Raw genomic sequence first — 26,857 nt, forward strand, 5'->3', positions numbered from 1 at the left:
AGGGCCATGTCGGATTCGCCTAATTTTTTAACCTATGCCCAGACGGCGTTTGATCCGTTTGAGGAGAGGCCGTTCTGCGCGGTGGATAGCCTCGTCTTTGCGTGGTTGTCCTATTTGCGTTTGCCGGGTGATATGGCGGAGCTGACGAACTGGCAGGGCCTAGACGTACGCGAGCTGCTGCGTGCCGAGTGCTACCGGGACATGATTGACGACTTGTGGGACCCGGAGGGGAGCAAGGCCTTGCTGGAGGCCGTGGCAGCAAGTCCTCGCTACCGTGGCGTGCACGTTTGCGGCTATCGTGCCGTGAGCGATGTGGTGGCGACAGAGCAGTTTGCAGCCATGGCGTTCCGGTTTCCGGCGGGGTTTAGCTATCTTTCCTTCCGGGGGACCGACAGCACGATTGTGGGCTGGAAAGAGGACTTTAACATGGCGTTCCGGTATCCTGTGCCGGCCCAGGAATCCGCGGCGCGTTATGTGGACGAGGCGGCGGATGCGATTGACGGGCCGCTTTTGTGCGGAGGTCATTCCAAGGGTGGAAACCTTGCGGTGTACGGTGCGGCGATGTGCTCCGATGTCGCCCGTGCGCGAATCGAACAGGCGTATTCCCATGATGGTCCGGGTTTCGTCGAGGAGTTTCTGAACGGCAACGCCTTTGCCGATCTTTCCGGTCGAATCGACAAGACGCTACCTCGGTCGTCGATCTTTGGCATGATGTTCGAGACGCAGGAGGACTATGCCATCGTTGAGAGCACCGAGTTCAGCCTGCTGCAGCACAATCCCTTTAGCTGGGTGGTTGATGGTCGCGACTTCGTGTACTGTGAGCGCCTGTCTGCCGGTGCTCGATACGTTGATGGCTCCATTCGCGAGATGCTGCTTGCAGTTTCGCCTAGCGAGCGCGAGCGTTTTGTAGATGCGTTGTTCTCCGTGTTTGAGGCTACGGGTGCTGAGCGGTTTGCGGATATCGCTGGGAATCTGCGCGAGAGCCTGCCCGTGATGCTCCAGGCTGCGCAAGGGTTTGACAAGGATACGCGACGCTTTGTCTCGCAGACCATCGTGGCAATTCTTAAGTGTGCGCTGCTGCCCAAACGTCCCGAGTTCAGCGTGCCTTCTAGTGGTAAGAGCCTGGCAGAACAGCTCGAGGTATGGCAGTCCGAGCTCCTGCGCTAGCCATTGGTGCAAAGCAACCTGTCCCCGATGCACCAATCTTCGATGCGCCTGGGGCGGGCTCGACCGCTATACTGGTTCGTGCTCAATTCAATCTAGAACGGAATGCCGTATATGAAAATCAATCATGCGATTCTGCATATCCTGGACTTTGACTCTGCCGTCAACGTTATGAGCCAGCGCGAGCTCGATATCGAGAGCCGTACCGTGCGCAACTTCGTGACCACGCATCTGCGCCGCGCACGTACCTCGGCCGACAATAAACGCGCCGCGTTTGCCGAGAACTCTGCGTTTGGCGGCGAGCTCAAGGGCTATTTCTTTGGCGAGCGCGAGTTCGTAGACCTGTCGCAGCAGATTGCGGAGTTCATTTCCTCCGAGCTTACCAAGGCCGAAAAAGCCGAGTCCACCGATGTGCTCGTGGCCGACTTTGACGACGATGAGGATGCCCGCTGGTTTGCCGTGATGCTGCTGGGCTCCAAGCAGGCCTTTATGCACGAGGTGGGCCGCGAGGAGGGCGAGGTACGCAACGACATCGCGCGCCACTATGCTATCCTGCCGAATCCTTCCCAAAAGGTGCCAAGCTATGCCATCGTGCGTGCGAGCACCATGGAGATCGGCTATGTGGACAAGAAGCGCAAGATTGCCGGCGAAGACCGCATGCTCATTCCCGACGGTCTGCTGCAGTGCGATACGGGCGTGTCGGGCAAGGAGGTCATCGACACCGTGACGCGCGTGGTCGAGGAAGTCGCCGAGGAGCACGGTGCCAATACGGCCGTAGCGCTCGCTAAGGTTAAGGCTGCCGTTGCCGAGAAGGTTGAGGATGACGAGGAGCTGCCGCCCTGGGATATCGTCGATGAGGTCTTTGAGGACGAGCCGGTCATCAAGGAGAGCGTACGCGCGGCGCTGACCGAAGAGAAGGTGCCCGAGCGTGTGCCCGTGGAGCGCAAGCAGGTCGAGCGTGCGGCCGTGCGCAACCACAAGATTCGTACCGATACGGGCATCGAGATCAGCTTTCCGGCCGAGATGGGCTCGAACTCCGAGTACATCGAGTTCGTCAACGAACCCAACGGCCTCATCTCCATCGAGCTCAAGAATATCGGGTCAATTGAGAATCGATAAGGGATCGAGCGGATTGACCGTAACGAAAAGGCCGAAGCCCTTTGGGACTTCGGCCTTTTCGTCATAACCGCGTAACTATTAAAGTTGACGTAGTCCTTCCTCGAGACCGGTCTTGCTGTCGGTCTGGGCGTCGCGCATCTTGATGACGCGGGCGGGGACACCGGCCACGACGGCGCCGGCGGGGACGTCCTCGACGCACACGGCGCCGGCGGCGACAACAGCGCCCTTGCCCACGCGCACGCCTTCCAGGACCACGGCGTTTGCGCCGATCATGACATCGTCCTCGATGATGACGGGCGTGGCGCTGGCGGGCTCCACAACGCCTGCCAGCACGGTGCCGGCGCCGATATGGCAGTTCTTGCCCACGGTGGCGCGGCCGCCCAGCACGGCGCCCATATCGATCATGGAACCCTCGCCGATAACGGAGCCGATGTTGATGATGGCACCCATCATGATGACGGCACGGTCGCCGATCTCGACGCGGTCGCGGATGATCGCGCCCGGCTCGATGCGGGCGTTGATGCCCTTAAGGTCGAGCATGGGCACGGCGGAGTTGCGGCAGTCGTTCTCTACGTCGTAGTAGTCGATAGAGTCGGCGTTGGCGTCGAGGATTGCCCTGAGCTCATCCCAGTCGCCAAAGACGGTCTTGCCGCGCCGCCCGCCGTAGACATGCGCGTCGCCCCAGGCAACCTTCATGCCGGGCTTCTCGCGCACGTACAGCTTGACGGGCGTCTTTTTGGGCGCGGTGGCGATGTAGTTGATAATCTCCTGTGCGTCCATCTCGGCTGCGTTGCTCATATGCTGTCTCTCCTTTGAGGGGGTATGGTTGATAACTAGTTAGGCGAACATGACCTGGTCGAAGGTGTAGAAGCCGGGTTCGCGGGTGATGAGCTTCTGCGCGGCTGCCAAGGCACCGTTGACGAAGATCTGACGGCTCGTGGCGCGGTGGGTGAGCGTGACCTCCTCGTCCTGGCCAAAGAAACTCACCTCGTGCACGCCGGCGACGGTGCCGCCGCGCAGCGAGTGCATGCCGATCTCCTTGGGGTCACGCGCGCCGCACATGCCCTCGCGGCCATAGACGGGGTGGTAGCCTGCCTCGGGCTCGGCCTCGACTACGGCGTCGAGCAGCAGCTTTGCGGTGCCGCTGGGGGCGTCGACCTTTTGGTTGTGGTGAGTCTCGACAATCTCGCAGTCAAAGCCGGGCAGCTCACGCGTGGCCTGGGCCACTAGATGACGCAGGGCTGCGATGCCGATGGAGTAATTGCCGGAGTGCATGACGCGGGCGTTCTGGCCCAGCTCACGCAGGCGGTCCATCTGCTCGGGAGTGTAGCCTGTGGTGCCCGAGACCAACGCCGCGCCCGTGCGCTCGACATAGGCGACGACGGCGTCAAAGGTCACGACGTTCGAGAAGTCGATAATCACATCGGCAGCCGGTGCGTTCTCGAGCTCGCTCAAATCGAAGCCAATCTGGGCCACAATGTCGAAAACGGGCTGTCCGGCGGTATCGACAATACCCTCGGCGGTAGTGCGGATGAGCGAGCCCATGCGGCCCGTTCCCATAATGACGGTCTTAATCAAGCAGACCAGCTCCCTTCAGAGCATCGGTAAGTGCGGCACGCGTATCGTCGGCCATGGGGCACAGCGGCATGCGGTAGTTTGCTTCGATCATACCCATCTGGGCGAGCGCCTCCTTAACGGGGATGGGGTTGACCTCGCTAAAGAGGGCATTGATGAGCGGCTGGCCAGCAATCTGGATATCGCGGGCGCGCGCTACGTCGCCGTCCAGATAGGCGCGGCACATGTCATGCACGAGCTGCGGCTGCACGTCGGCCCATACGCTGATGGTGCCCGAGGCTCCCAGGCTCATGAGCGGAACGGTGAGTGCGTCCTCGCCCGAGTACATGCGGAAGTCATCGGACAGCAGGTGGGCGATCTTGGCTGCGTAAGCGACGTTGCCCGAGGCTTCCTTAATACCCATGATGTTGGGGTGCGCGGCCAAGCGCTCCACGTTGCGCACGCTGATGCCGCAGCCGCAGCGGCCGGGGATGTTGTACAGGATGCAGGGGATATCTACGGCATCGGCAACGGTCTTAAAGTGCTGGTAGATGCCCTCTTCATTAGACTTGTTGTAGTAGGGGGTAATGAGCAGCAGGCCGTCGGCGCCCAGGCCCTGATAGGTGAGCGACTTGGTGAGCATGGTCTGCGTGGAGTTGGAGCCCGAGCCGGCGATGACGGGGACGCGTCCTGCAACATGCTTGACAACGGCGGCGACGACGGAGTTGTCTTCGTCATCGGTCATCGTGGCGCTCTCTCCGGTGGTGCCCAGGGTGAGGATGGCGTCAGTGCCATTTTGCAGGTGGAAATCGATAAGGCGCTCAAGCGCGTCAAAGTCGACACTGCCGTCCTTTTTAAACGGCGTGACAAGGGCGACGATTGAGCCCTCGAGATTGCGGATATCCATGTTCTTCTCCTTCGCTTCCGCGATCTGGACGCGTTTGTTCCATTGGGCGGTGACTGCTAGGCGCTCGTCCTGAGCGCGACGGCGGGCGGCATCGGCGCGCGATTTGGCCAGCAGCTCGCGGCCGCACGGCAGCACGTCGAGCGTGGCAAAGTAATCGCCCGGGCGCTCGGCGCGGCGGATGAGGTCTGCCGAGCCATCGGGGCGCAGCAGGACCTCGGCGGAGCGCAGACGGCCGTTGTAGTTGTAGCCCATGGAGTAGCCATGCGCGCCGGTGTCGTGAATCACGAGCAGGTCGCCCATGTCGATATGCGGCAGCTCGCGGTCGATGGCGAACTTATCGTTGTTCTCGCACAGATTGCCCGTGATGTCGTAGGTGTCCGTAGCGGGCGCTGTGGTCTTGTCGTCACCACCCGGTTGGCCCATCACCGTAATGTGGTGGTAGGCGCCATACATGGCGGGACGAATAAGGTCAACGGCACTGGCGTCCACGCCGATATAGTCCTTGTAGATCTGCTTCTCATGGATGGTCTTGGTGACCAGGCACCCATAGGGGCCCATCATAAAGCGGCCCATCTCGGTACAGATTGCCACATCGCCCATGCCGGCGGGAACCAGAATCTCGTCGTAGGCCGTGTGCACCCCTTCACCGATGGCGTGGATGTCGTTGGCCTGCTGCTCGGGCAGGTAGGGGATACCGACGCCGCCGGATAGGTTGATGAAGGCGACGTGTGCGCCGGTCTCGCGCTCCAGGCGCACGGCAAGCTCAAAGAGGATGCGCGCGAGCTTGGGGTAGTAGTCGTTGGTGACGGTGTTGCTGGCAAGGAATGCGTGGATGCCAAAGCGCTCGGCGCCCTTGGCCTTGAGCGTGCGGAAGGCCTCGAAGAGCTGCTCGGTGGTCATGCCGTACTTGGAGTCGCCCGGATTGTCCATGATGCCGTTGGAGAGCTGGAACAGGCCGCCTGGATTAAAGCGGCAACTGACCGTCTTGGGGATTGGCCCCGCAACGTGCTCAAAGAACTCGATGTGGCTGATGTCGTCAAAGTTGACGATGGCACCCAGTTTGTCGGCGAGCTCAAAGTCGGCAGCCGGCGTATCGTTGGACGAGAACATGATGTCGTGTCCCGTGATACCCAGCGAGCGGGCGATCATGAGCTCGGTATAGCTCGAGCAATCGCAGCCGCAGCCGTATTCGTTGAGAATGGAGATGAGCGCCGGGTTGGGGTTGGCCTTGACGGCAAAGTATTCCTTAAAGCCCGGGTTCCATGCAAAGGCGTCGCGCACTTCTTGCATGTTGCGGCGGATGCCCGCCTCGTCGTATAGATGAAACGGCGTGGGGAACTGCTCGACGATATGCTCGAGCGTCTCCTTGTCCACAAACGGCTGCTTGGCCGCATATGCCTCGTTGGGGGTCAATGCCATGTCCCGTAAACCTCGCTATCCAGACGGCGCCATCTGCGCATCGAATCCGCATAGCGTGGACCCAATGTCCGGATAGCGCTCCCGCATTGCTGCAGACAGTCCTGTGGGTGTTTCCCACAGGCCCACCAGGTTGTTCGTGCCCGAAAAACCCAGTTCGGCGGGTTTCGCCTCCCCACGGGGTCAAAGCCTGCCGGCTCGCCCGCGGTTCTTCGTGCCCGCGCCTCTATCAAGTGGTAACGACCCTACCACGTTGCACTTTACCAAACAAGAGTATTCGTATATAACGTTTAAAAAATGCAGGGATATGCTGGAAATAAGGGTATGGCAATCTTGCGGCACAATAGATAGCAACCGGCGCACACCAATGAAAGGAACCTCTATGACCGAGCTCCAAGAACTCCGTCGCTATCGGCGCGACTTGCACAGGATCCCGGAGCTCGACTTCGATCTTCCGCAGACTATTGCCTATATCGAGGGCGTGTTGGCGTCGCTTGCCTGCGAGGTGACCCATCCGTGCCCCAGCTGCGTCTGCGCTTTCTTTGACGCTGGCGTTGGTGCCACGCATGCCACGGCGATTCGTGCGGATATGGATGCGCTGCCCATTGCCGAGGCGACGGGTGCGGCCTTCGCCTCGTCTCATCCCGGCAAGATGCACGCTTGCGGGCACGACGGACACATGGCCATGGCGCTCGCCGCCGCGACGTATGTCGACCGCACGATTCGCGAGCAGCCGGGTTCACTTAAACGCAACGTGCTTTTTGTGTTCCAGCCGGCCGAGGAAACGACCGGTGGTGCCAAGACGGTATGCGAGAGTGGTGTGTTCGAGCGCTATGGGGCCGACCGCATTTTTGGCTTCCATGTGTGGCCCGATCTGTCTGCCGGCACGCTGGCGAGTTGTTCTGGTCCGCTGCTGGCGCGTTCGAGCGAGACGCATATCCATATTCACGGTACGAGTATCCATATTGCTAAGACTTATGGTGTGCCGGTTGAGGAGTCACACGATGCCGCGTTGGCGGCAGCGAAGTTTTTGGTTACCGAGCGCGAGCTGATGGACGAACTGGGCACCGACGAGCCCTGTATCGGCAAGTTTGGCCTGCTGCAGGCCGGTACCGTCTGCAACGCGGTGGCGGGGGAGGCCCATGTGGCCGGCAGCTTGCGTGTGTTTACGGACGGCATGTTCGACCGTGCACGCGAGGGTGTGCGCCGCGTGCTTGATGAGGCATGCACTGCAACGGGCTGCACGTACGATCTCGACTTTGCCGAGGGCTATCCGCCGGTCGACAACGATCCCGAGTTGTTTGATCGAATCGCGCCTGCTCTGCCCGAGTTACAGCTCGTGGACGAGCCGCTGCTGATTGCCGAGGATTTCGCGTTCTATCAACGCCATCTGCCGGGCGTATTTTTCCTGCTGGGCACGGGTATGCTAGAGGACCAAGACAACCCGAGTGATTCGGATGGCTGCCCCGCCTATGCCACAAGCGCTCTGCATACCGATAGTATGCTCTTCGACGAGGAAATCCTACTCAAAGGCCTCGATGTCTACAAACGATTGCTTGTGATGGAGTGACGATGAGGCGACGTCGGCAATCTGCCGTATATAGTCCGGGTGGATGCGGGTGTGGTTTGCTGCTACTTCCGGTCATTGCTGTGAGCATTGGCGTGATGTTTGTGCTTGCTGGGCTGGCTGCGGCGGCACTCGTACTGTTTATCACTGCCATCGGCGTGACGATTTGGCTCTGCCGCAATCGCGGGCAACGCCGTGCCGACGGTAAAACCAATGTCGGCTGGGTCGTATTCCTGATCATTGCGTACCCGCTGAGTGTCAGCTACCTGGTGTTCTTTGCCCTGTTGATGATCAGTGCCTTTACCGGGAAATCCGTCACGGTGGGTTGATGCGCTGCCAGCAGACGGTCACGCAAAGTGCGTTTGCTCGGCGTCTGGATAGCTGCATTGGCCGTTTACCGCAACCTTAGCTCTCAGCTAATGAATTCAAATTCAATCCTTCCTACGATGTGCTGTGTGCCGGCACGGTAGCCGGATCGTAGGAAGGATGAATAATGGCAAAAGAGGGAAAGAAGCCGATCGGCAAGATTGTCCTAGGCGTCATCGTGGTGCTGGTTATCGTCGGTGCCGTGGGCTCTATGGGTGGCAATTCAACCGATTCGTCTGCGAGCGATTCGGCAAAATCTGCCGAGACGACACAGCAGGCTGAGGAGCAAAAAGAACCGCAAGAACCGTATACCATTGCTGACGAGGCTGAAGACACCTCCAATCAGTTTGCCTATAAGATCACGGGCACGCTGACCAATAACACGGACAAGGAAAAGAGCTACATTCAGATTGAGTATGTTCTGTATGATGCCGATGGCAACCAGGTTGGAACGGCTCTTGCAAACACCAATCATCTGAAGGCGGGCGGCTCCTGGAAGTTCGAGGCGCTGGGTACGGTGTCTCCCGACCAGGTTGCTAGCTGGGAGCGTTCGGACGTAAGCGGTTTCTAGCATGTTGCATGCACTGGGGGAGGTGAAGTCGTATGCCCGATAAAAAGCTGACCGAGGAGTTGCTCAATGAGCTTCTCGATGCGCCGAACATCGATGGCTATATCAGGGAGCACGACTTTGCCGCCCCGTCGCTTTCGGACTACCTGAAGCAGCTGCTGCAGGAAAAGGGCTTGGAGCGTTCGCGCGTGGTGCGTATGGCCGACCTCAACGAGACCTTTGGCTATCAGATCTTTACTGGTTCGCGCAATCCGAGTCGCAATAAGGTGCTGCAGATTGCCTTTGCGATGGCGCTGACGCTCAAAGAGGCCAACCGTGCACTGACGGCTGCCGGGGTAAGCGTCCTTAACTGCAAGGATCGCCGTGATGCGATTATCATCTTTTGCATCGATCGCGGGTGCAGCCTCCAAAAGGTCAACGAGGAGCTGTATCGCTTTGGCGAGGAGACGGTGAGTTAGCGGCTGATATCTGAGCCGGCGGAGCTGCCGAACAACGATGCAAACGAACGGGGCGCGGATGCCATGGGGTGTCTGCGCCCTGCGCTATGATGGAGGCTATGGATACTCAGACCACAACATATTCCGATGACGAGCTGACCGCAGCGCTTGCCGAACATCTGGCGTCGCTCGATCGCGACGACAGCTATCGCGTGGAGCGTGTACTTAAGCGCTCGTCCGTTGAAACAACCGAGCTCGTGTACTTTGAAGGAACCGGTGGTGGTTCGATCGGCCCCTTTGTCCGTAAACGCATCGATGCTTCGGCTCAAATCGGCGGGGCATACGAGCGTCTGTTTGCCGCCCAGCGGGCGGGCGGGCGTTTTGAGCACCTGCCCAGAATCGTCGATTGCCGTCGTGTGGGCGACGAGCTTAACGTGGTTATGGAATATATCGAAGGAGAGACGCTCGGGGTGCTGGTGGACCGTCTGGGAGCCACCCCCGATTATGCACGTGAATTGTATCCTGCCCTTTGCGACGCCGTGGGCGAGCTCCACGCCGGTTTTGCAATGGCGGGGGAGACGTCGGCGCCGGTGATCCATCGCGACCTCAAGCCATCGAATATCATCGTGACAGGTGCGAGCCGTACGCTCGATGAGGGCCTGACGTTTTCATCGCTGGTGATTATCGACTTGGGGATCGCGCGCGTATGGCGCGATGGCGCCGATGCCGACACCGTCAAGTTTGGCACGCGACCCTATGCGCCGCCCGAGCAGTATGGGTTTGGGCAGACGAGTGTGCGCAGCGACGTCTACGCACTTGGCGCCCTGTTGTTCTTCTGCTTGACGGGAATCGACCCTAAACCAGGGCTCGACATGCGCGAGCAATGCGAGGCGCGTGGCATTCCCACTCCACTTGCCGATGCCGTCTGCATGTCGATGGCGCTCGACCCGGCCAAGCGTTTTGCGAGTGCGGAAGCGTTGGGACGGGCGACGCGCTCGGCATACGATCTGAGCCGCCCCGTGCGGCCTTCTACACCTGCGCCTGTCCGTACTCCGGCCTCGGAGACGGTGTTGACGCTCCAAGGGCTCCAGAACCCCGCAGGGCTTCCTAGGCCTGCCGCCTCCGCTGCATGCGGTCCGCTCTCTCGCGTTCCGGAGTCTCTGGGGCGCATTTGGAATACGCTTGTCTGCTTCTCCCTACTTGTGTTCTTTGCCGGAAGTCACTTTGCCGTCTTTCACCCCACGGGAGCAAACCAAAGCTACCCGACGTGGTTTCTCATAATCGAGTATTTTTTCCTTGTCGATGGCCTTATGGTGCTTATGCATTTTGCGCTGCTCGATAAGCGCCGTCTTCGTCGGCGATTCGCACTGCTCGACAGCTATCGCGGCAAGAAACTCGCGAAACTCTGGCTCAAGGCATTGGGTGTGCTGCTCCTATGCATGATCGTCATAGTCGCGATTGCCAATGCGACCGGCGTCGTCGATACCTCCGCTACCTAAAAGAAAAGGGCCCCATTGGGGCCCTTTGCAGTTGCGCTTAGATGCGGTTCATCTGAGCGGCGACTTTGTTGTACCAGTCCTGCCACGTGGGCGGGCAGTACTTTTTGGCCGCTGCCGGGGTAAGGGTGGAGCCGTAGTTGGCGCCCAGATAGGCAACGTGAGCGGAGATGCCCTCGCTCCAGCTGCCAAAGCTGCGCCAACCGCCGCCACGGGCACTCCAGCCCCAGGCGTTGTAAGAATTGGCGCAATAAGCACCCTTGGTGCTCTCGATGCAGGCGATGGCGGGGGACCAACGGGGGTCGACACCGGTATTCCAAGCGGCGACGGCAAAGTTATAGCCCTGGCCTGCCATGGGGGAGCCGGCGAGATAATTGTCGATGCGGCTCGTCCACTCATTAATGAACGAATCGTAATCGGAGCTACCGGTATTGGCGTTGTTCACCGTGGTGTCGATGGTGGTGTTGGTGTTGGTGGCCTGGCTGCTGGAATTGCTGCCGCTTACGCCCTCGCCCGAGAGCTTCTCGGCGGCAGCGGCCTTATCGGCCTCAAGCTTGGCAAGCTCGGCGGCATTTTCCTGCTCGGCTTTTGCCTGTGCCTCGCTGCGGAGCTGCTGGGCCTGAGCCAACGCATCCTCGGCGTTTTTCTGCTCTGCCTCAAGCTGAGACTTGGCCTGCTGGAGCTCAGCCTTGTTCTGCTCGAGTTCGGTTTGCATGTTATTGAGCTGTTCGATCTCGTCGACGCTCGAGCTCGTGATCTGGTTGGTGTATTTGCAGGTCGTGATGAACTCACCCAGGCTCTGCGCGTTGACCAGGAAGCTCACGATGGGGTTGGTGCCCTTCTGATACTTGTACAGATCGCGCATGGCGGAGCTTGCCTTGGCCTGCTGCTCGGGAAGCTTAGCCTCGATTTCCTCGATGCTTGCCTCATTGGAGTCAATCTGCTTTTGCAGGTCATCGAGTTTGGTGCGGGCGTCGTTGTAGGCGCTCGTGGCGGCTTCGATCTTCTGCTGGGCTGCGGAAAGCTGGTCCTGCGTTGCCTGCGAGGCGGCATACGCCGCAACGGGGGAGAGCATCGGCGTGGCCGTCAGCGCAACGGCGAGCGCGGCGCTCGTGATGATACGAGCCGGCTTCGACGCAATGAGCGCTGCGGCGCGATGATTCGAATGCTGCATCCAGTCCCTCTGCAATCAATCGTAGGTTATGGTTCGAACGGTATTCTACTACTGCTTTCGACCTCAACTTGAACCTTAAAGGTTCCAAAGGGTCAAGTTGAACTTGAGGCTTTAGCTTTGACCTGCAGTTATGATGAATTGTTGAGAAACCATAGAGTTCAACTTTAACGTTACGGAGCCCTGTTTGAGAGGTGTTTTGGGCTGTAAAAGCTATCTCAACGTGGGGTTTGCAGCTACAAGGCTTCATCGCGGTGAGTGCGGCCTTTATGCTGGACGATTACGTCGATTGCCATAGATACGGTGGAGCTTTGGGCGCCGGCGGTTTGGCACGCTAGAATAAATCAGTTGCGCAAAGATCGCCCGTTGTGTGGGCAGTTCATGATAGGAAGTTTCCATGGCATTGCAGTTTACAGAGCGCGAGTTCATTCCCGTGCTGCTCGGTGGCGACATCAACGCCTATTCGGTGGCGCGCGCCTTCTACGAGGAGTACCAGGTCAAGAGCCTGGTCTTTGGCAAGTACCAGACGGGTCCCGCGTACCGCAGCCAGATTATCGACTACACGCCCAACGTGGATATCGATACCATGCCCGTGATGCTCAGGACCGTCAACGGCATTGCCCAAGCGCATGCCGATAAGACGATTGTTCTTGTGGGCTGTGGCGATAACTATGTTGCCCTCGTGGCTCAGGCCAAGGATGCCCATGAGTTGGCGGATAACATCGTCGCGCCTTACGCTCCCTACAGCATGCTTGAGCAGTGTCAGAAGAAGGAGATCTTCTACGAGCTGTGCGAGAAGCATGGCGTGCCCTATCCGCATACCTTTACCTTCACCATGGCGATGCTGAACGCCCAAGGCGAGGCACCTGCCGAAGTGCTCGACCAGATCGATTTTCCTTACCCGATGATTCTGAAGCCTTCTGACGGCATCATGTGGTGGCAGCACGAGTTCGAGGGCCAGAAAAAGGCCTATGAGATTGCCGACCGTGCCGAGCTGGAACAGGTCATTCGCGACTCGTACGCCAGCGGCTACACCGACGACCTGATCTTGCAGGATCGCGTGCCCGGCAATGACGAGTACATGCGCGTGCTCACCAGTTATTCCGACCGCAACGGCAAGGTGCGCATGATGTGCCTGGGTCACGTGCTGCTCGAGGAGCATCAGCCTCACGGTGTCGGCAACCACGCCTGTATCATCACCGAGCCCAATGACGAGCTCATGGGCGGCGTGCGCAAGTTGCTCGAGGACCTTCGCTTTGTGGGTTATTCCAACTTTGACGTTAAGTACGACGAACGCGACGGCTCGTTTAAGTTCTTCGATTTCAACACGCGCCAAGGTCGCAGCAACTACTACGTCACTAACAGCGGCTTTAACGTTGCCAAGTATGTGGTGGACGAGTATGTGTTCAACCGCCCGTTTGAGCCGGAGTTTGTGGCGGCGCAGGACGAGGCGCTGTGGATGGTCGTTCCCATGGGGGTCGTCGACAAGTACGTCAAGGATCCCGAGCTGCGCGCTAAGGTGCATCGCCTGGACAAGGAAGGCAAGGGCGCCGACCCTTCGTTTATGAAGGGCGACTTTGTCTTTAACCGCTGGCTGCGCATGTGGCACACCAAGCTGCGCCACTTTAAGCTGTTCAAGACGTATTACAAGTAGATGAGTGCGGCGCCCGTCCGGTTTACATCGGGCGGGCGCGGGTATGATACGCGCAATTGCGCAAGCGTCATCAAGGAGGCGGCGATGGAAAAGCTGGGAGTTATCGGCGGCATGGGCGCCGAGGCCACGTCGTATTACTACGACCAGGTGGTGCGCCATACGGCTGCTGCCTGCGATCAGGAACATATCGACATGGTGGTGCTCTCCAAGTCGACCATGCCCGACCGCACGCTTGCCATTAAGACCGGCGAGCATGCCAAGCTGCTGGCGACCATGAAAGAGTGTGCCCAGGCACTCGAGTCGCTGGGCTGTGCGCACATTGCCATTCCCTGCAACACGTCGCACTACTTCTACGACCAGATCCAGTCGTTTACGAAGGTGCCGATTATCCACATGCCGCGTGAGTCGGTGCGCTATGCCCTTGCGGGTGCGGTGATGGGGGAGTGCGAGTTCGACCCCAACCTGAGTATGCCGGCCGAGCCGGTGCACAAGATTGGCATCATGGGCACCGACGGAACCGTGGGCGCGGGCGTCTACGGCCGCGAATGTAAGGCTGCGGGTGTTGAGGTTGTCTATCCCAGCGAGAAACGTCAAAACGATGTGATGTCGCTTATCTACGATGATGTGAAAGCCGGACGTGAGCCCGATATGGATAAGTTCGACCGCGTGATGTGGGAGTTCGCCCGTAGCGGCTGCGACCGTGTCATTCTGGCCTGCACCGAGCTATCGGTGCTGCAGAAGTATCGAGAGATGCCCGAGATCACCCTCGATGCCATGGATGTCCTGGTGCGCGAATCCATCATCCGCAGCGGCGCCCCCTACCGCCTCTAGCTTCCGACCTGCCAAAAAGGGACAGGTTTATTTTGGTAGGTTTTATCTGGTGAAACAGTAAAGGCCTCGGCTCGTTTGGTGCGAGCCGAGGCCTTTTGCGTTGGGCGGTTGCTGTCGGTGGTGAACTAGAAAAGGAAGCCGATGGAGATAAGGGCGATACTGACGATAAGTACGGCGATATCCAGGCCTTTGATGGGGTAGCGCTTATACGAACTCGCACGCGTGCGCAGGTAGAAGCCGCGCTGCTCGGCGGCAAGCGCGGTGGCATCGGTCTTGCCCACGCTCGAAATAAGCAGTGTCACGCACAGCGGCAGCATGAGCTTGAGTTTCTTGACGGGATTCTTAGTGTCGTATTCTACGCCGCGTGCAGTCTGCGCCTCCATGATGGCGTTCATTTCCTGGCCAAATACCGGCACAAAGCGCAGCGCCGTGGTAAAGGTGAAGGCATAGCGATATGGCACGTGCAGCACCTCGACGCAGGCGTTGGCGAGGTCGTTGAGCTTGGTCACCATAAGCATGAGGATGAGCGGCAGCGCCACGCCCAACAGACGCAGGCAGGCCTTTGTTCCGGTGATGAGGCCCTCGTCGGTGACAAAGCCCCACACCACGTTGCCATCGCGCATAAAGGCCAGCTGGAGCACCAGCATGATAAGCGCGAGCGAAATCAGCAACTTGAGTAGCGAGAACAGACGGTTGACGACGCCGGCATAGGCACCCAGTACAAGGGTGAGTGCCAAAAAGCCCAGCAGCGCCACGTAGGTGTCGGACAAGAAGATGCCGATGATGATGGCGGCGGCGAGGCCCAGTTTGATGACGGGGTTCAGGCGATGCAGCAGCGTATCGCCCGGCATGTAGTCGATGACGTTAACCACGGCGGTCCATCTCCTCGGTAATACGAACGATATCGGTGACCTCACTCACCTGCGCAAAGGCAGGCGAGACGGAGGATGCCAGGCGGCGTGAGAGTTCAATGACCTGGGGCGGCTCGACGTAGGCACGCTGCATGAGTTCGATGTTCGAAAACAGCTCGTGCGTGCGGCCGCGGTCGAGGATGCGGCCGTTTGCCATTACCACAATGCGCTCGGCAAAATCCGAAACGACTTCCATATCGTGGCAGACCATGATAACGGCGCAACCGCGCTCGGCCATGGTGCGCACCGTTTCCATGACGGTCATGCACTCGCGGTAATCAAGGCCGCTCGTGGGCTCGTCGAGCACGACGATCTTGGGCTCTACGACCACGACAGAGGCGAGTGCCACCATCTGGCGCTGACCGCGCGAAAGCGAGAAAGGTGCCTCATCGGCAGGCAGGCCAAAGCGGTCGATGACGAGCTGGGCGCGACGCAGGGCCTCGGCGCGGTCCATGCCGCCAAGCTCCAAGCCAAAGGCGACCTCGTCGAGCACGGTGTCCTTGCAGATCTGACGGTCAGGGTTTTGGAAGAGGGTTGCGACTTCGCGGGCGATACGGCTCGTGGGAACGGCTGCGGTATCCAGTCCCGTGACGCGCACGCTGCCCGAGGCGGGCTTAAGCAGGCCTGTGAGCAGCTTGGTGAGCGTGGTCTTGCCGGCACCGTTCTGGCCGACGATGCCCACGAGCTCGCCGGGATAGAGGGTTAGGTTGAGGTCGTGGACGGCGGCGCCGCCATTGGGATAGGCAAACTCAACATGGTCGAAGGTGAGCACGGGCTCGGCGTCCTTGGCGTGCGGGCGCAACGACGGTGCGTGCGGTGAGCCGGCGGGTGCCTGAATGTCGCTGCTTGCGTGTGCGGGGTCGACGATGCCCGAAATCAGGCGCTCGGCCTCATCGACATCCAAGCAAGGGGTACCGCTTACCAGGCCATCGGCCTGGAGGCTATTGAAGATACGCGTGACGCGAGGGCAGTCGACGCCGATGGCACGGAGCTCGTCGGTATGCGCGAAGACCTCGTGTGGCTCGCCCTGCAGCGCGATTTCGCCCTGGTTGAGCACGAGCACGCGGTTGCAGTACTCCGAGAGCAGGGCGACCTTTTGCTCAACGACGACGATGGTGATTCCAAGTGCGCGGTTTGCCTCACGTAGCATCTCGAAGACCAACGTGGAGCTGGCGGGGTCGAGTGCCGCGGTGGGCTCGTCGAGAACCAAGACGCGCGGACGCATAGCGAGGATGGCAGCGATGGCTACCTTTTGCTTCTGTCCGCCCGAGAGGGTGGCGATCTCGCGGTCGCGCAGGTCGCTGATGCCGACGGTCTCGAGGGTTTCGGTGACGCGCTGCTCAATCTGGTCGTGCGGCACGCCAAAGTTCTCGAGGCCAAAGAGCATCTCATCCTCAACCACGGAGGCGACCATCTGCGTGTCGATGTCTTGCAGCACGCTGCCGACGATTTGCGACACGTCGGTCAACGAGACCTCGCAGGTGTCGTGGCCGTCAACCATGACGGACCCAAAGAACGTGCCGGTGTAGTGGTGGGGCACGGCGCCCGACAGGCAGGCGGAAAGCGTGGACTTGCCGGCGCCCGAGGGCCCGATGATGCCGATGAAATCTCCCTTGTTCACGCTGAGCGAGATGTGGCTAAGCGCCTGCTCGGTCTGCGTGCCATAGGAGAACGAGACATCGTCGACGTTGATGATCGTTTCCATGGATACCTTTCATAGTCATTGGGGACGTTCTTTAATGACTAGTCGTTTAAGAACGTCCCCAAGAGCTAGTTGTTTGGGACAGTCTTTGGTGGCGAAGCACGGAGACGGCTTTACGAGGGGCTCCAGGTTGGCGCGAAAGAGGAGCGAAGCGTACTTGGGTACGCGAGCGACGAATGAACGCCAAGATGGGGTGGCTCATAAAGCCGAACGGGTTAGTTGAGCTTCAGGGTCTTCTGGATGGGCAAGTAGAGGGCGCCGACCAGAATGGCGTTAAAGACGGCGGTCATGGCGACGACGGGCAGCATGGCGGCGGCGAGCTCGCCCACCACGCCGAGCATGGCCATCTTGATGACCATGAAGATGACGCCCGAGACAAAGGTGGTCACGAACGTCGCGACAATGGCGATGGCGGGCTTGACCTGACCGTTCTTGCCGGCGGCATTGACGATGACGGCCATGAGCATGGCGGCGATGCCCTCGGCGGCAAAATCGACGAACGGCGAGGTGGTGGTGATCTGGATCACGGCAGCCGAGATGAGGCCAATGACGAGCGCCTGACCGATGTTGGGGCGAACGACCAGGATGGTGAGGCAGAAGGCCGAGATGATGAACTCGGGGCTGATCATGCCGCCCGAGATGCCCGAGATTGCCTTGCCGACGGTAAAGTTGAGGATGAAGCCGGCGGCGAGCAGGATGGCGAGCAGGACGAGGGCGCGGACATCGAGTTTGCCGCGGTCGGCGGTCTGGACGGTGCGGGGCTGGGCGGCGGTGTTCTGAGACATGGTGAAAATCCTTTCGGAATGGGAGTGCAAGAGAAAAGCGGAGGCGCGTGATGCGAATGCGATCGGGCTCGAGATAGAAAAAAGCCCCCGGTCGAAACCGGAGGCCTTCCAATCACCTAGAGCGCAAAAACAGGCGTGAGGGACTCACTGTCGACCGATCGTATTCGCATCACGCCACCACCAGTTGTTGAGAGACGTCATCGTGTTCTTCATGTTGGTGGCTCCTTTCGTGATGCCGTGGCGCGGTCGCACCTAGTTGCTGTTGCGCTGCACTATAGCACAGCGAAGTGTATGCGAGGAAATCTTTTTTGAAAAGATTTCAGGCGGGTTTCCCGTCGGTCAAAAGAGCGGGCTAAGCGGGCGAGGCTGCCATTGCTGCCTCGCCCCCCCCGCTAAGACATGAGGGCCTTAGGCCTTCTTGCGACGATAGATCACGTAGGCGCAGACACCGATGATGACGACGGCGCCAACGGCCATGGCGGCCATGTTGTTGCCCTCGGACTTCTCCTCGGTGACCTCTTCCTCTTCGGCCTCGGGCTCGGCCACGTCCTCATCGGAAAGGGCCTCGTCGGCGTAGGTGATGGACTCGACCAGGCAGTCGTTGTCAGCATCGTAGTCACTCGGGACGAACTCCTCGGAGAAATCGCCCTCCTGGAGGTAGTCGCGCATCTCCTCGAGCATGGCCTTGCACTTAACATAGGTGTTCTTGGTTGCAGCCTTGCCGGCCTTGTTGGCCAGGGCGGTGCGGGCTTCGGTGCCTTCTTCGGCCTGCATGGCCTCGTCGACGGTCAGGTTCTGCTCGATGAGCTCCTTCTGCAGGGCGTCGAGATAGGCGCGGACGCCGGTGGCGCAGTGGTCGCGGTTCTCATAGGCGAGCGTGTTGATGTCCATGAGGACGTAGTTGATGGAGTTCTCGGGCTCCTCGTTGTTCACGACGTCTTCCTCTTCGCAGTGATCGAAGGAGACATCCTGATCGCTGAAGTAGGGGCTGACCTCGGTGAGCAGTGCGGAATAGAGGGGGATAGCGACGGAGAACTCGGCGTTGGAGAGCATTTCCCACTGGATGGTCGCGATCTCGGGGTCCATGCCGTGACGGATCTGGAAGGTGTGGATTTCGGTGTTGCGGTTGGAGCCGATGGCATACGCGCCGTCGGTGTTGGCGTTGAGGCCGGCGACATTCTCGCCGCGAGCGGCGAAGGAACGAATCATCTCAAAGGTGTTCCAGTCGGACTTGCCGGGCGTAAAGAACAGCGGCTGCATTTCGTGGACCAGGGCGCCGGTCGTCGCGCGAGCGTCTTCGCGCTCGTCCTTGACGATCTTGTAGTCGGTGCCCTCAGCAAGCGGAGCCATGAAGTAATCGCGGCCCTGGATATAGCGCGACCACTGGTGCATGCCGGCCTCGCCAATCTCCTCGCCGTAGGTCTTGGCGACGTCGAACTTGCCGTCGGTGTACTCGGCAAAGCCCTTCTCCTTAGGCATAGACTCGATGCCCTCGGAGTGGAGGCAGTTCTCGGTGTCGTCGAGGTCGACGTCATAGGTGAGGTTGCCGATGTTGGGGTTGAGCGAGGCGATATCGTCAGTGAGCCTCATGGCGATCCACTGATGGCCGGAAAGCGCTGCAAACAACCAGGTCTCGTTGTTGTCGGCAATGATGATCTGGTCGTTGGAGCAGACGCCCTGCTCGTCAATCAGGCTGCCGAGGAGCTCGACACCCTCGCGGGCCGTGGCACTCTCGCCCAGAATGACGCTGGCGTAGTTGTATTCGCCAATGCCAGTCTCCTCGGTGATGGGGTCGGCCTCTTCGGCCTTCTCGTTATAGGAGGTGCTCAACGTGGCAGAGCAGGAGACACCCTTCTCGTTGATGCCTGCCTCGGAATATGCGTCGTAGCGATCTTCCCACTGCGAGGGGTTGTCGCGAACGAAGGTGTAGCGGTAGGTTGCGCCCTTGGACTTGTACTCAAAACCGGACTCGACCGAGGTGTACTCGTTGCCGTCCTTGTGTGCGGGCTCAATGCCAAAGTGCTTGATGTAGCGCGGACCGAAGTCCTCGGAACGGCCGTAGTACGTGTTGCCGTCTGCCGTGAGCTTGCTGCCCATGTAGATCTGGGTGCAGGCGAGTGCCGAAGTCGGCATGGCCATGATAGCCGCTGCTCCAAACGCAAGGCCGCAGCCGAGCTTCTTGAGCGTGTTGACAGGATGAGTAAACCTCATAATCCCTCCCAACTGTTGAAACCCCGCGAAACCGTACGGAGTTTCAGCTAATAAATACATCTACTAGCCTAAAGGAAGTGTAAAGAGTATTCACTCGACAACAGCCTTTGCTCGATGAGCGTGAAGAAATATACGATGAACGGATAATAATACTCATTTTATGGCTTTAGTTAAATAAAGGCACCCTGCATTTACTGTAGCTGAATAAAGCATTAGACGGCGGTCAAAAAGAAAACTCTCCCGCTGTTTAGGATTTGCATAAACAGCGGGAGAGTCGATAACTGGATGAATATCATACCAATGTGGATTTACTTCTTTCGGCGGTGAATCACGTTGATGGCGTAACCGACGAGCATGGCCAAGACGATGACAATAAAGCCGATCAGGGGATTGTCGTTCATAGGGTCCTCCTATTTTCCGAGCGGGGAGAATTCGTCGACGATGAGGTCGAGGCATTGCGGAAGCGCGCGGGCTCCAAAGACGCCCGAATTGCTGGAGATAATCTCGCCATCGAACTGCATGCCCAGTGACGGGGTGCAGGTGATCTTGGCTTCCTTGGTCTGGATGATCTTGAACTGTGGGCGCCCGAGTACCTTGCCGGCGGGGTCAAGCGCAGCGGTGATCACGGTAGGCAGCAGCTGCACGGTGCGCACGGGTTCGATGACCGCAATGTCGACCATGCCGTCGTTCATGCGGCAGTTGGGGAACAGGTTGATGTCGTTTTGGATGACCGAGGTGTTGCCGGCCATGCAGCAGATGCCATCGAGCTCCTCGACAATGCCGTCATGCTCGATGGTAAAGTGCGCCACCGTGGGGTTGGGCGTGGCGACCGCGGAGAGGAAGTAGGCGATCTCGCCGATGTCGTTTTTGGTAGGGGCGGCCTTCATCATGATCTCGGCGTCGAAGCCCGAGCCGGCGATGATGATAAAGCCGTGGCGCTTTTCGTTGCCGTTCTCGTCGAGCCAAAAGAGCTCGCCCATGTCCACTTTGACCGTGCGACCGGCACGGCAGGCCTTGGCAAGTGCCGCTGCCTCGGGGGCATTACCGATGTTGTTAAAGAACAGGCAGGCTGTGCCGGAGGGGAAGACGAGCGTGGGGACGCCGCATCCGCGCATTTGGTCGAGTACGTTGGAGACGGTGCCGTCGCCGCCCGAAATCACCACGCGATCAAACTCGCGCACGTCTGCCACGGCGTCTTCGGGTTCCATGCCATCGCCGATAAAACGCATCACGACCTCGTCGCCGCCCTGCGCGAGGGCGTGCGTGAATGCGTAGATTTCATCTGAGCTGGGGCCCGATGCCGGGTTGTGGATGATAAGGCAGCGCATACTTACGTTCCCGTTCTGTGACTAACCGAGTATAGTTGTAAGGCAATGCCGATATCCTACCCGTGTTTTTCGGGCCTAACCTTATTCGATGGGTTGATATGTACATTTCCACACATCAGGCTCTACTCGACTTTTGTCAGCGCGCCCGTGAGTTTGACGCGATTGCCGTCGATACCGAGTTTTTGCGCGAGCGCACGTTCCATCCGCGCCTGTGCCTGGTCCAGATTGCCACTCCTGCCGAGAGCGTCGCGGTTGATCCGCTGGTGATCGACGACCTGTCTCCCTTGGCCGAACTCATGGCCGACGAGAGCGTGACCAAGGTGTTCCATGCTTGCTCGCAGGACATGGAAGTTATGCTTCATACCGTAGGCGTGTTGCCGCGTCCGATTTTTGACACGCAGGTGGCCGCCGCCTTTTTAGGCGAGCGCCAGCAGATTTCCTACGGCGCGCTCGTGCAGACGTTTTGCGGCGTCTCGCTGCCCAAGACTGAGTCGCTGACCGACTGGTCGCGTCGCCCGCTGACCGATAAGCAGATTGAGTACGCGATCGATGACGTCAAGTACCTGATCGTCGCCTATACCGAGATGATGAGCCGTCTGCGCGAGCTGGGCCGCGTGGACTGGGTACTCGACGAGTTGCGCCCGCTGGCTGACGAGTCGCACTATCGCGCCGATCGCCACGAGGCGTTCCGCAAGGTCAAGCGCATCAATTCGTGCAGCCGTCACCAGCTGGGTATCGCGCGCGAGCTCGCCGCCTGGCGCGAGGACCGCGCCGAGCGCCGTAACATCCCGCGCAAGTGGGTCATGTCCGACGACACGCTGCTTGCGCTCGTTAAGCGCAATCCCGTCCGCGTTGAGGAGTTCCGTAGCATTCGCGGTACCGACCAGCTGGGGGAGCGCGACGTGGACGGTGCGCTCATGGCCATCAAGCGCGGCGCGAGCTGCCCGCACGATCGCCTGCCGCTCATGGTGCGCGGACACCGTCAGATCTCGCCGGAGCTGGAGAGCGTGACGGACCTGATGTATGCGCTCATCCGCCTGGTTGCCGAGCGCTCGGGGGTGGCGACCTCGGTCATTGCCTCGCGCGATGACCTGGCCGATTACATCGAGCATCCTGAGCAAAGCCCCCTGCGCGAAGGCTGGCGTTTTGAGCTTGTGGGTTCGCGCCTGGACGATCTGCTTTCCGGCAATATGGGGCTCACCGTGAAGGACGGAAAGATTGAGTTGTTATAGGGAAGCCTAGTCTGCTGAGTGGGTAGAATGCCTCCAACGTGTAACTCGATTTGGAGGAATTCGCATGCCCTATTACTATGGATATGGCTTTGGCATCGACCCGCTGTACCTGCTGGTTGTTCTTGTCTGCACGGTGCTTGGCCTTGCTGCGCAGAGCTATATCAATTCGACGTACAAGACGTGGTCCAAGGTTCGCTCGGACGGCGACACGGGTGCCACGGTCGCTCGCCGCATGCTCGACGCCAACGGTTGCAACGCCGTGGGTATCAAGGGCGTCGCCGGTGAGCTCACCGACCATTACAACCCGCAGGACAATAACCTGTATCTGTCGGATTCCAACCGTTCGGGCGGCTCGGTCGCAAGCGTTGCTGTCGCTTGTCACGAGGCAGGCCATGCCGCGCAGCGTCAAAGCGGCTATGCCATGATGAAGGTACGCACCGCCCTCGTGCCGGTCGTCAACTTTACCCAGAACACTTGGACCATCGTGCTGCTCATGGGCCTGTTTATGAACATCGCGGGACTCACGACCCTCGCACTGATCTTCTTCTCGTTTAGCGTGCTGTTCCAACTGGTTACGCTACCGGTCGAGATTGATGCTAGTCGGCGCGCCGTGGCGTATATTGAGCAGTCGGGTATGAGCTCCCAGCAGGTCAACGGTGCCAAGAAGGTGCTGACGGCCGCCGCGCTTACCTATGTGGCTGCGGCGCTCACCTCGATTATTCAGCTGCTCTATCTTATGGCTCGATACAACAGAAACTCCAACCGATAACAAATTGGGTCGCTGGGCGCCGCGGGGATTCGTGTCCTCGCGGCGCTGTACTATGTGTTGGACTTGAATTTGCGCAGGGCCGAAGCCCTTGTGCACGATGACGAAAGGAGGCTGCGTGGCAGGCTGGAATCTAGCCGGCAATGCCGTTTCCGCCGAGTTCGACGGTTCGGACGAGCAGGAGCGTAAGGAGCTCAGCGTGAGCCAGGCGGTAGAGATCGCCGCCGGTGCGCTCGATGCCATTCCGCAGCTGAGTGTCCTGGGCGAGGTCACGGGTTTCCGTGGTCCCAATGCCCGAAGCGGCCACTGCTACTTCCAGATTAAAGACGACTCGGCCGCCGTCGACTGCATCATCTGGAAGGGCGCCTATCTCAAGCGTACCTTCGATCTGCGTGACGGCATGCAGGTGAGCTTTAAGGGCAGCTTCAATCTCTATAAGGCCACGGGCCGCATGAGCTTTGTCGCTCGCTCGTTTTCGCTGGCGGGGGAGGGTCTGCTGCGTCAACAGGTGGCGCAGTTGGCCGAAAAGCTACGCCGCGAGGGACTGATGGACGAGTCCCGCAAACGCCGCATCCCGGTGTTTTGCTCACGCGTGGCGGTCGTCACCTCGCTTTCCGGTGCGGTAATCGACGACGTCAAGCGTACGCTGCGCCGTCGCAACCCGCTCGTCGAGCTTGTCTGCGTGGGCGCCAAGGTTCAAGGCGAGGGTGCGCCGGCCGAGCTCATTGATGGCTTGCGCCGCGCCGCTTCCATTACGCCGGCGCCCGACTGTATTTTGCTGGTGCGCGGCGGCGGCTCCTTTGAGGACCTCATGACCTTTAATGACGAGGAGCTTGCCCGCGCGGTGGCGGCTTGTCCTGTGCCCGTGGTGACCGGCATTGGCCATGAGCCCGATACCTCGATTTGCGACATGGTGAGCGACCGACGCGCCTCCACGCCCACGGCGGCGGCAGAATCGGTGGCGCCGGCTATGACGGAGTTGGCCGATGTGCTCGAGGCGCGCCATCAGCGTCTGGGTGCCGCGATGGCATCGATGATTGGGTCGGCCCAGGTCGACCTGGAGATGCTCGATCAGCGCGGTCGCCGTGCCTGGGATACCTATACGGCTCGCTTGGGTGATGCGCTCGATGCCGCTGCGTGTCGCCCGTGCCTCAACGACCCCACATTTATGGTCGAGCGTCGCGAATCGGAGCTTGCGCTGACTGCCGATCGCCTGTCGGGCGCCATAGTACGCTCGGTCGGGACATTCCGCTCCAACTTTGAGCGCTTGCCCGAGCGTCTGATTACAAGCACCTCGGGGCTCGATGGTAAGCGCCATGCGCTCACGCTTGCGAGTTCCCGCCTAGAGCATCAAGGGCGCACGATGCTCAGCAAGCCAGCGTCCGACCTGAGCCGTGCGGCAGCGTCGCTCGATGCCCTGTCGCCGCTCAAAGTGCTTGCTCGCGGCTATTCCATCGCGTACAGCGATGATGGTGTGGCTACGAGTGCCAAGACCTTTAAGCCTGGCGACGCCATTCGCGTGCGCATGGCAGACGGCAACGTGGCAGCAACGGTCGATACGGTCGAGTAGACCGCGTTTCGCAGTGATAGACCCTTAGGAAAGGAAACAGATATGGCAGAGAAGACCCCGGTCGAGCAGCTTACGTACAAGCAGGCCTCGCAGGAGCTGGAGCTCATCATCCGCAGCCTGGAGTCGGGCGATATGGAGCTTGAGGAGTCGCTCGAGAGCTACACCCGCGGCGTCGAGCTCCTCAAAAGCCTGCGCACCCGCCTGTCCGATGCCGAGCAGAAGGTCTCGGTGCTCCTTAAGGACGTCGACGGCAACGATGTGCTCGCCGACGGCGAGGCCGCCAACACCGATGATAACCTCTCGTTCTAAGCATCTCGACCAAATATAATTACCTTGGTCTGTAAGAAAGGAACCAGCTATGTGCGATTGCATCTTCTGTAAAATTGCCAACCACGAGATCCCCTCGACCGTTGTCTATGAGGACGACCAGGTCATCGCCTTCGACGACCTCAACCCGCAGGCGCCGGTCCACACGCTCGTGATCCCTAAGAAGCACTACAGCGACATCGCCGACAACGTACCCGCCGAGACCATGGGCGCCATAGCTCACGCCATCCAGGAGGTCGCCAAGGCCAAGGGTCTGGAGGACGGTTTCCGCGTCATCTCCAACAAGGGCGTCAACGCCGGCCAGACCGTCATGCACTTCCACATGCACGTCCTCGGCGGCAAAAACCTGGGCGAGAACCTCATCTGAGGGCGCTTCTTCCTTGCAATGAAACGGAAGCTCAAGCACCGATAACTTATATATCAACGCAATAAACCCGAGCGCGAGGGCGTTTGGGTTTATTATTGAAGCGTATGTAACCTGGCGGCGCCACACCGCCTGTTAGTAGGGAGACACATGAACGTTCTGGTCGTCAACGCAGGATCTTCGACCCTTAAGTATCAGGTCATCGATACCAAGTCCCACAAGGTGTCCGCAAAGGGCTCCTGCGAGCGCGTCTGCTTTACCGGCGGTACCTTCACCCACGCTGCCAACGGTTCCAAGAAGGTGACCGAGAACATCGAGTTCCCCGACCACAAGGTCGCCATCGAGGTCGTTCTGAAGGACCTCGAGGCCAACGGCGTCAAGATCGAGGGTATCGGCCACCGTATCGTTCAGGGCGGTTGGTACTTCGGTGATTCCTCCCTCGTCGACGAGGACGTCCTCGCCAAGATCCGCGAGGTTGCTCCGCTCGCCCCGCTGCACAATAACCCCGAGGCCAACGTTATCGAGTACTGCCTGGAGCAGTATCCCGACCTGCCCAACGTCACGGTCTATGACACCGCTTTCCACTTCAACATGCCCGAGGTCGCCAAGACTTACGCTCTGCCCAAGGATGTTTGCGACAAGCTGCACATTCGTAAGTACGGCGCCCACGGCACCAGCTACCGCTACATCTCCAAGAAGGTCGCCGAGATGACCAACGGCGGGGCCCGCAAGGTCGTCGTGTGCCACATCGGTTCCGGTGCCTCCCTGTGCGCCATCGAGGACGGCAAGTGCATGGACACCACCATGGGTCTCACCCCGCTTGACGGCGTCATGATGGGCACCCGCTGTGGCTCCATCGACCCGGCTACCGTGTGCTACCTGCAGCGCGAGGGCGGCTACACCTTCGACGAGGTTGACGAGATGATGAACAAGAAGTCCGGCCTTTTGGCTGTGACCGGTGGCAAGACCAACGACTGCCGCAATGTCGAGGAGCTCGCTGCCGCTGGCGACCCCGAGGCTCAGCTCGCCTTCGATATGTTCGTCTACAAGATTGCCGCCAAGGCTGCCGAGATGGCCACTTCTATGTGCGGTATGGACACCCTGGTCTTTACCGCCGGCATCGGCGAGCACGCTCCGGCCGTCCGCGCCGGCGTTGCCGACCGCCTGGCCTTTATGGGCGTCAAGATGGATCATGCCCGCAACGCCCTGCGTGGTGACGGCGCTTGGTGCCTGTCTGCCAAGGATTCCAAGGTCAAGATTTTCGTCATCCCCACGGACGAGGAGTTCATGATCGCTTCCGACGTCGAGCGCATCGTCAACGGCAAGTAATTGCAAGAGGGGAGGGGCTGGACGACCGAGCGCCGTTCAGCCCCTCTTTCGTCTCGTTGAGCGATATGCCTGATAGCTATTT

24 protein-coding genes and 1 riboswitch are annotated in these 26,857 nt (G+C 59.7%); of the genes, 15 read left to right on the top strand and 9 right to left on the bottom strand.

Annotation, left to right across the window (positions count from 1 at the left end; genetic code table 11):
* Positions 1-6 precede the first annotated feature (6 nt).
* On the top strand, positions 7-1,167 hold the full coding sequence (locus tag DXB53_RS07195; RefSeq protein WP_117583912.1) for an Mbeg1-like protein: 1,161 nt from the start codon (positions 7-9) through the stop codon (positions 1,165-1,167).
* A gap of 111 nt (positions 1,168-1,278) precedes the next feature.
* Complete coding sequence (locus DXB53_RS07200) at positions 1,279-2,283, top strand: nucleoid-associated protein (protein ID WP_117583913.1); 1,005 nt, start codon at positions 1,279-1,281, stop codon at positions 2,281-2,283.
* 78 nt (positions 2,284-2,361) lie between these two features.
* Here DXB53_RS07200 and dapD read toward each other — a convergent pair whose 3' ends face one another.
* From dapD to dapA, 3 genes are read right to left on the bottom strand one after another with little or no spacing between them, the layout of a single operon-like run.
* A complete protein-coding gene (gene dapD, locus DXB53_RS07205; RefSeq protein ID WP_117583914.1) occupies positions 2,362-3,081 on the bottom strand; it encodes a 2,3,4,5-tetrahydropyridine-2,6-dicarboxylate N-acetyltransferase in 720 nt (239 codons plus the stop codon).
* Positions 3,082-3,120: 39 nt separating this feature from the next.
* Entirely contained in the window at positions 3,121-3,861 is a 741-nt protein-coding gene (gene dapB, locus DXB53_RS07210) for a 4-hydroxy-tetrahydrodipicolinate reductase (RefSeq protein ID WP_233503837.1), read from the bottom strand.
* Positions 3,854-6,163 (bottom strand): 4-hydroxy-tetrahydrodipicolinate synthase, encoded by a 2,310-nt coding sequence (gene dapA / locus DXB53_RS10125; protein ID WP_117583915.1) that lies wholly within the window; start codon positions 6,161-6,163, stop codon positions 3,854-3,856. The genes dapB and dapA overlap by 8 nt, the downstream gene beginning before the upstream one ends.
* Before the next feature lie 65 nt (positions 6,164-6,228).
* Positions 6,229-6,397: riboswitch (Lysine riboswitch) on the bottom strand.
* Between the two features lie 145 nt (positions 6,398-6,542).
* Here dapA and DXB53_RS07220 point away from each other — a divergent pair.
* From DXB53_RS07220 to DXB53_RS07240, 5 genes are all read left to right on the top strand, one after another.
* On the top strand, positions 6,543-7,730 hold the full coding sequence (locus DXB53_RS07220; RefSeq protein WP_117583916.1) for an N-acetyldiaminopimelate deacetylase: 1,188 nt from the start codon (positions 6,543-6,545) through the stop codon (positions 7,728-7,730).
* 56 nt (positions 7,731-7,786) lie between these two features.
* A complete protein-coding gene (locus tag DXB53_RS07225; RefSeq protein ID WP_117583917.1) occupies positions 7,787-8,056 on the top strand; it encodes a hypothetical protein in 270 nt (89 codons plus the stop codon).
* 164 nt (positions 8,057-8,220) lie between these two features.
* Complete coding sequence (locus DXB53_RS07230) at positions 8,221-8,664, top strand: FxLYD domain-containing protein (RefSeq protein WP_089573052.1); 444 nt, start codon at positions 8,221-8,223, stop codon at positions 8,662-8,664.
* Positions 8,665-8,696: 32 nt separating this feature from the next.
* Entirely contained in the window at positions 8,697-9,119 is a 423-nt protein-coding gene (locus DXB53_RS07235) for an XRE family transcriptional regulator (protein ID WP_117583918.1), read from the top strand.
* Between the two features lie 98 nt (positions 9,120-9,217).
* Complete coding sequence (locus DXB53_RS07240) at positions 9,218-10,597, top strand: protein kinase (RefSeq protein WP_158551677.1); 1,380 nt, start codon at positions 9,218-9,220, stop codon at positions 10,595-10,597.
* Positions 10,598-10,634: 37 nt separating this feature from the next.
* Here the strand turns inward: DXB53_RS07240 and DXB53_RS07245 are convergent, their stop codons facing one another.
* Positions 10,635-11,768 carry a glucosaminidase domain-containing protein gene (locus DXB53_RS07245; RefSeq protein ID WP_099431497.1) on the bottom strand — a complete coding sequence of 378 codons (1,134 nt, stop codon included), beginning with the start codon at positions 11,766-11,768 and terminating at the stop codon, positions 10,635-10,637.
* A gap of 394 nt (positions 11,769-12,162) precedes the next feature.
* Here DXB53_RS07245 and DXB53_RS07250 point away from each other — a divergent pair, with 394 nt between their 5' ends.
* Positions 12,163-13,419 carry an ATP-grasp domain-containing protein gene (locus DXB53_RS07250; protein WP_117583920.1) on the top strand — a complete coding sequence of 419 codons (1,257 nt, stop codon included), beginning with the start codon at positions 12,163-12,165 and terminating at the stop codon, positions 13,417-13,419.
* A gap of 84 nt (positions 13,420-13,503) precedes the next feature.
* Positions 13,504-14,250: an aspartate/glutamate racemase family protein gene (locus DXB53_RS07255; RefSeq protein WP_040358337.1), complete on the top strand. Its 747-nt coding sequence runs from the start codon at positions 13,504-13,506 to the stop codon at positions 14,248-14,250.
* A gap of 125 nt (positions 14,251-14,375) precedes the next feature.
* Here the strand turns inward: DXB53_RS07255 and DXB53_RS07260 are convergent, their stop codons facing one another.
* From DXB53_RS07260 to DXB53_RS07280, 5 genes are all read right to left on the bottom strand, one after another.
* Positions 14,376-15,122: an energy-coupling factor transporter transmembrane protein EcfT gene (locus tag DXB53_RS07260; RefSeq protein ID WP_117583922.1), complete on the bottom strand. Its 747-nt coding sequence runs from the start codon at positions 15,120-15,122 to the stop codon at positions 14,376-14,378.
* Positions 15,115-16,866: an ABC transporter ATP-binding protein gene (locus tag DXB53_RS07265; protein WP_117583923.1), complete on the bottom strand. Its 1,752-nt coding sequence runs from the start codon at positions 16,864-16,866 to the stop codon at positions 15,115-15,117. The genes DXB53_RS07260 and DXB53_RS07265 overlap by 8 nt, the downstream gene beginning before the upstream one ends.
* 212 nt (positions 16,867-17,078) lie before the next feature.
* Positions 17,079-17,648 carry a hypothetical protein gene (locus DXB53_RS07270; RefSeq protein WP_117583924.1) on the bottom strand — a complete coding sequence of 190 codons (570 nt, stop codon included), beginning with the start codon at positions 17,646-17,648 and terminating at the stop codon, positions 17,079-17,081.
* Positions 17,649-18,056: 408 nt separating this feature from the next.
* On the bottom strand, positions 18,057-19,859 hold the full coding sequence (locus DXB53_RS07275) for a C69 family dipeptidase (RefSeq protein ID WP_158551678.1): 1,803 nt from the start codon (positions 19,857-19,859) through the stop codon (positions 18,057-18,059).
* A 410-nt stretch (positions 19,860-20,269) separates the two neighbouring features.
* Positions 20,270-21,187, bottom strand: coding sequence for a diacylglycerol kinase family protein (locus tag DXB53_RS07280; protein WP_117583926.1), 918 nt, complete (start codon positions 21,185-21,187; stop codon positions 20,270-20,272).
* 98 nt (positions 21,188-21,285) lie between these two features.
* Here DXB53_RS07280 and rnd point away from each other — a divergent pair, with 98 nt between their 5' ends.
* The 6 genes from rnd to DXB53_RS07310 all read left to right on the top strand — a co-directional run bounded on the left by rnd (position 21,286) and on the right by DXB53_RS07310 (position 26,775).
* On the top strand, positions 21,286-22,419 hold the full coding sequence (gene rnd / locus DXB53_RS07285; RefSeq protein WP_006234315.1) for a ribonuclease D: 1,134 nt from the start codon (positions 21,286-21,288) through the stop codon (positions 22,417-22,419).
* A gap of 64 nt (positions 22,420-22,483) precedes the next feature.
* Positions 22,484-23,188 (top strand): zinc metallopeptidase, encoded by a 705-nt coding sequence (locus DXB53_RS07290; RefSeq protein ID WP_117564390.1) that lies wholly within the window; start codon positions 22,484-22,486, stop codon positions 23,186-23,188.
* A 115-nt stretch (positions 23,189-23,303) separates the two neighbouring features.
* Positions 23,304-24,755, top strand: coding sequence for an exodeoxyribonuclease VII large subunit (xseA, locus tag DXB53_RS07295; RefSeq protein WP_369831456.1), 1,452 nt, complete (start codon positions 23,304-23,306; stop codon positions 24,753-24,755).
* 42 nt (positions 24,756-24,797) lie between these two features.
* Positions 24,798-25,064, top strand: a complete 267-nt coding sequence (gene xseB, locus DXB53_RS07300; RefSeq protein WP_006234311.1) for an exodeoxyribonuclease VII small subunit — start codon at positions 24,798-24,800, stop codon at positions 25,062-25,064.
* 49 nt (positions 25,065-25,113) lie between these two features.
* A complete protein-coding gene (locus tag DXB53_RS07305; RefSeq protein ID WP_117564389.1) occupies positions 25,114-25,449 on the top strand; it encodes a histidine triad nucleotide-binding protein in 336 nt (111 codons plus the stop codon).
* Positions 25,450-25,596: 147 nt separating this feature from the next.
* A complete protein-coding gene (locus tag DXB53_RS07310) occupies positions 25,597-26,775 on the top strand; it encodes an acetate/propionate family kinase (protein WP_117583927.1) in 1,179 nt (392 codons plus the stop codon).
* Positions 26,776-26,857: the final 82 nt, after the last annotated feature.

It is taken from the genome of Collinsella sp. OM04-5 (genome assembly GCF_003439125.1).
Taxonomy (GTDB): domain Bacteria; phylum Actinomycetota; class Coriobacteriia; order Coriobacteriales; family Coriobacteriaceae; genus Collinsella.

Coding starts and splice junctions, on each gene's coding strand:
- DXB53_RS07230 (WP_089573052.1), top strand. CDS start 8,221: ATGGCAAAAGAGGGAAAGAAGCCGATCGGCAAGATTGTCCTAGGCGTC.
- DXB53_RS07235 (WP_117583918.1), top strand. CDS start 8,697: ATGCCCGATAAAAAGCTGACCGAGGAGTTGCTCAATGAGCTTCTCGAT.
- xseB (WP_006234311.1), top strand. CDS start 24,798: ATGGCAGAGAAGACCCCGGTCGAGCAGCTTACGTACAAGCAGGCCTCG.
- DXB53_RS07280 (WP_117583926.1), bottom strand. CDS start 21,187: ATGCGCTGCCTTATCATCCACAACCCGGCATCGGGCCCCAGCTCAGAT.
- DXB53_RS07245 (WP_099431497.1), bottom strand. CDS start 11,768: ATGCAGCATTCGAATCATCGCGCCGCAGCGCTCATTGCGTCGAAGCCG.
- DXB53_RS07310 (WP_117583927.1), top strand. CDS start 25,597: ATGAACGTTCTGGTCGTCAACGCAGGATCTTCGACCCTTAAGTATCAG.
- DXB53_RS07250 (WP_117583920.1), top strand. CDS start 12,163: ATGGCATTGCAGTTTACAGAGCGCGAGTTCATTCCCGTGCTGCTCGGT.
- DXB53_RS07220 (WP_117583916.1), top strand. CDS start 6,543: ATGACCGAGCTCCAAGAACTCCGTCGCTATCGGCGCGACTTGCACAGG.
- DXB53_RS07290 (WP_117564390.1), top strand. CDS start 22,484: ATGCCCTATTACTATGGATATGGCTTTGGCATCGACCCGCTGTACCTG.
- DXB53_RS07265 (WP_117583923.1), bottom strand. CDS start 16,866: ATGGAAACGATCATCAACGTCGACGATGTCTCGTTCTCCTATGGCACG.
- DXB53_RS07195 (WP_117583912.1), top strand. CDS start 7: ATGTCGGATTCGCCTAATTTTTTAACCTATGCCCAGACGGCGTTTGAT.
- DXB53_RS07275 (WP_158551678.1), bottom strand. CDS start 19,859: ATGAGGTTTACTCATCCTGTCAACACGCTCAAGAAGCTCGGCTGCGGC.
- DXB53_RS07200 (WP_117583913.1), top strand. CDS start 1,279: ATGAAAATCAATCATGCGATTCTGCATATCCTGGACTTTGACTCTGCC.
- dapA (WP_117583915.1), bottom strand. CDS start 6,163: ATGGCATTGACCCCCAACGAGGCATATGCGGCCAAGCAGCCGTTTGTG.
- DXB53_RS07305 (WP_117564389.1), top strand. CDS start 25,114: ATGTGCGATTGCATCTTCTGTAAAATTGCCAACCACGAGATCCCCTCG.
- DXB53_RS07240 (WP_158551677.1), top strand. CDS start 9,218: ATGGATACTCAGACCACAACATATTCCGATGACGAGCTGACCGCAGCG.
- DXB53_RS07255 (WP_040358337.1), top strand. CDS start 13,504: ATGGAAAAGCTGGGAGTTATCGGCGGCATGGGCGCCGAGGCCACGTCG.
- DXB53_RS07270 (WP_117583924.1), bottom strand. CDS start 17,648: ATGTCTCAGAACACCGCCGCCCAGCCCCGCACCGTCCAGACCGCCGAC.
- rnd (WP_006234315.1), top strand. CDS start 21,286: ATGTACATTTCCACACATCAGGCTCTACTCGACTTTTGTCAGCGCGCC.
- dapD (WP_117583914.1), bottom strand. CDS start 3,081: ATGAGCAACGCAGCCGAGATGGACGCACAGGAGATTATCAACTACATC.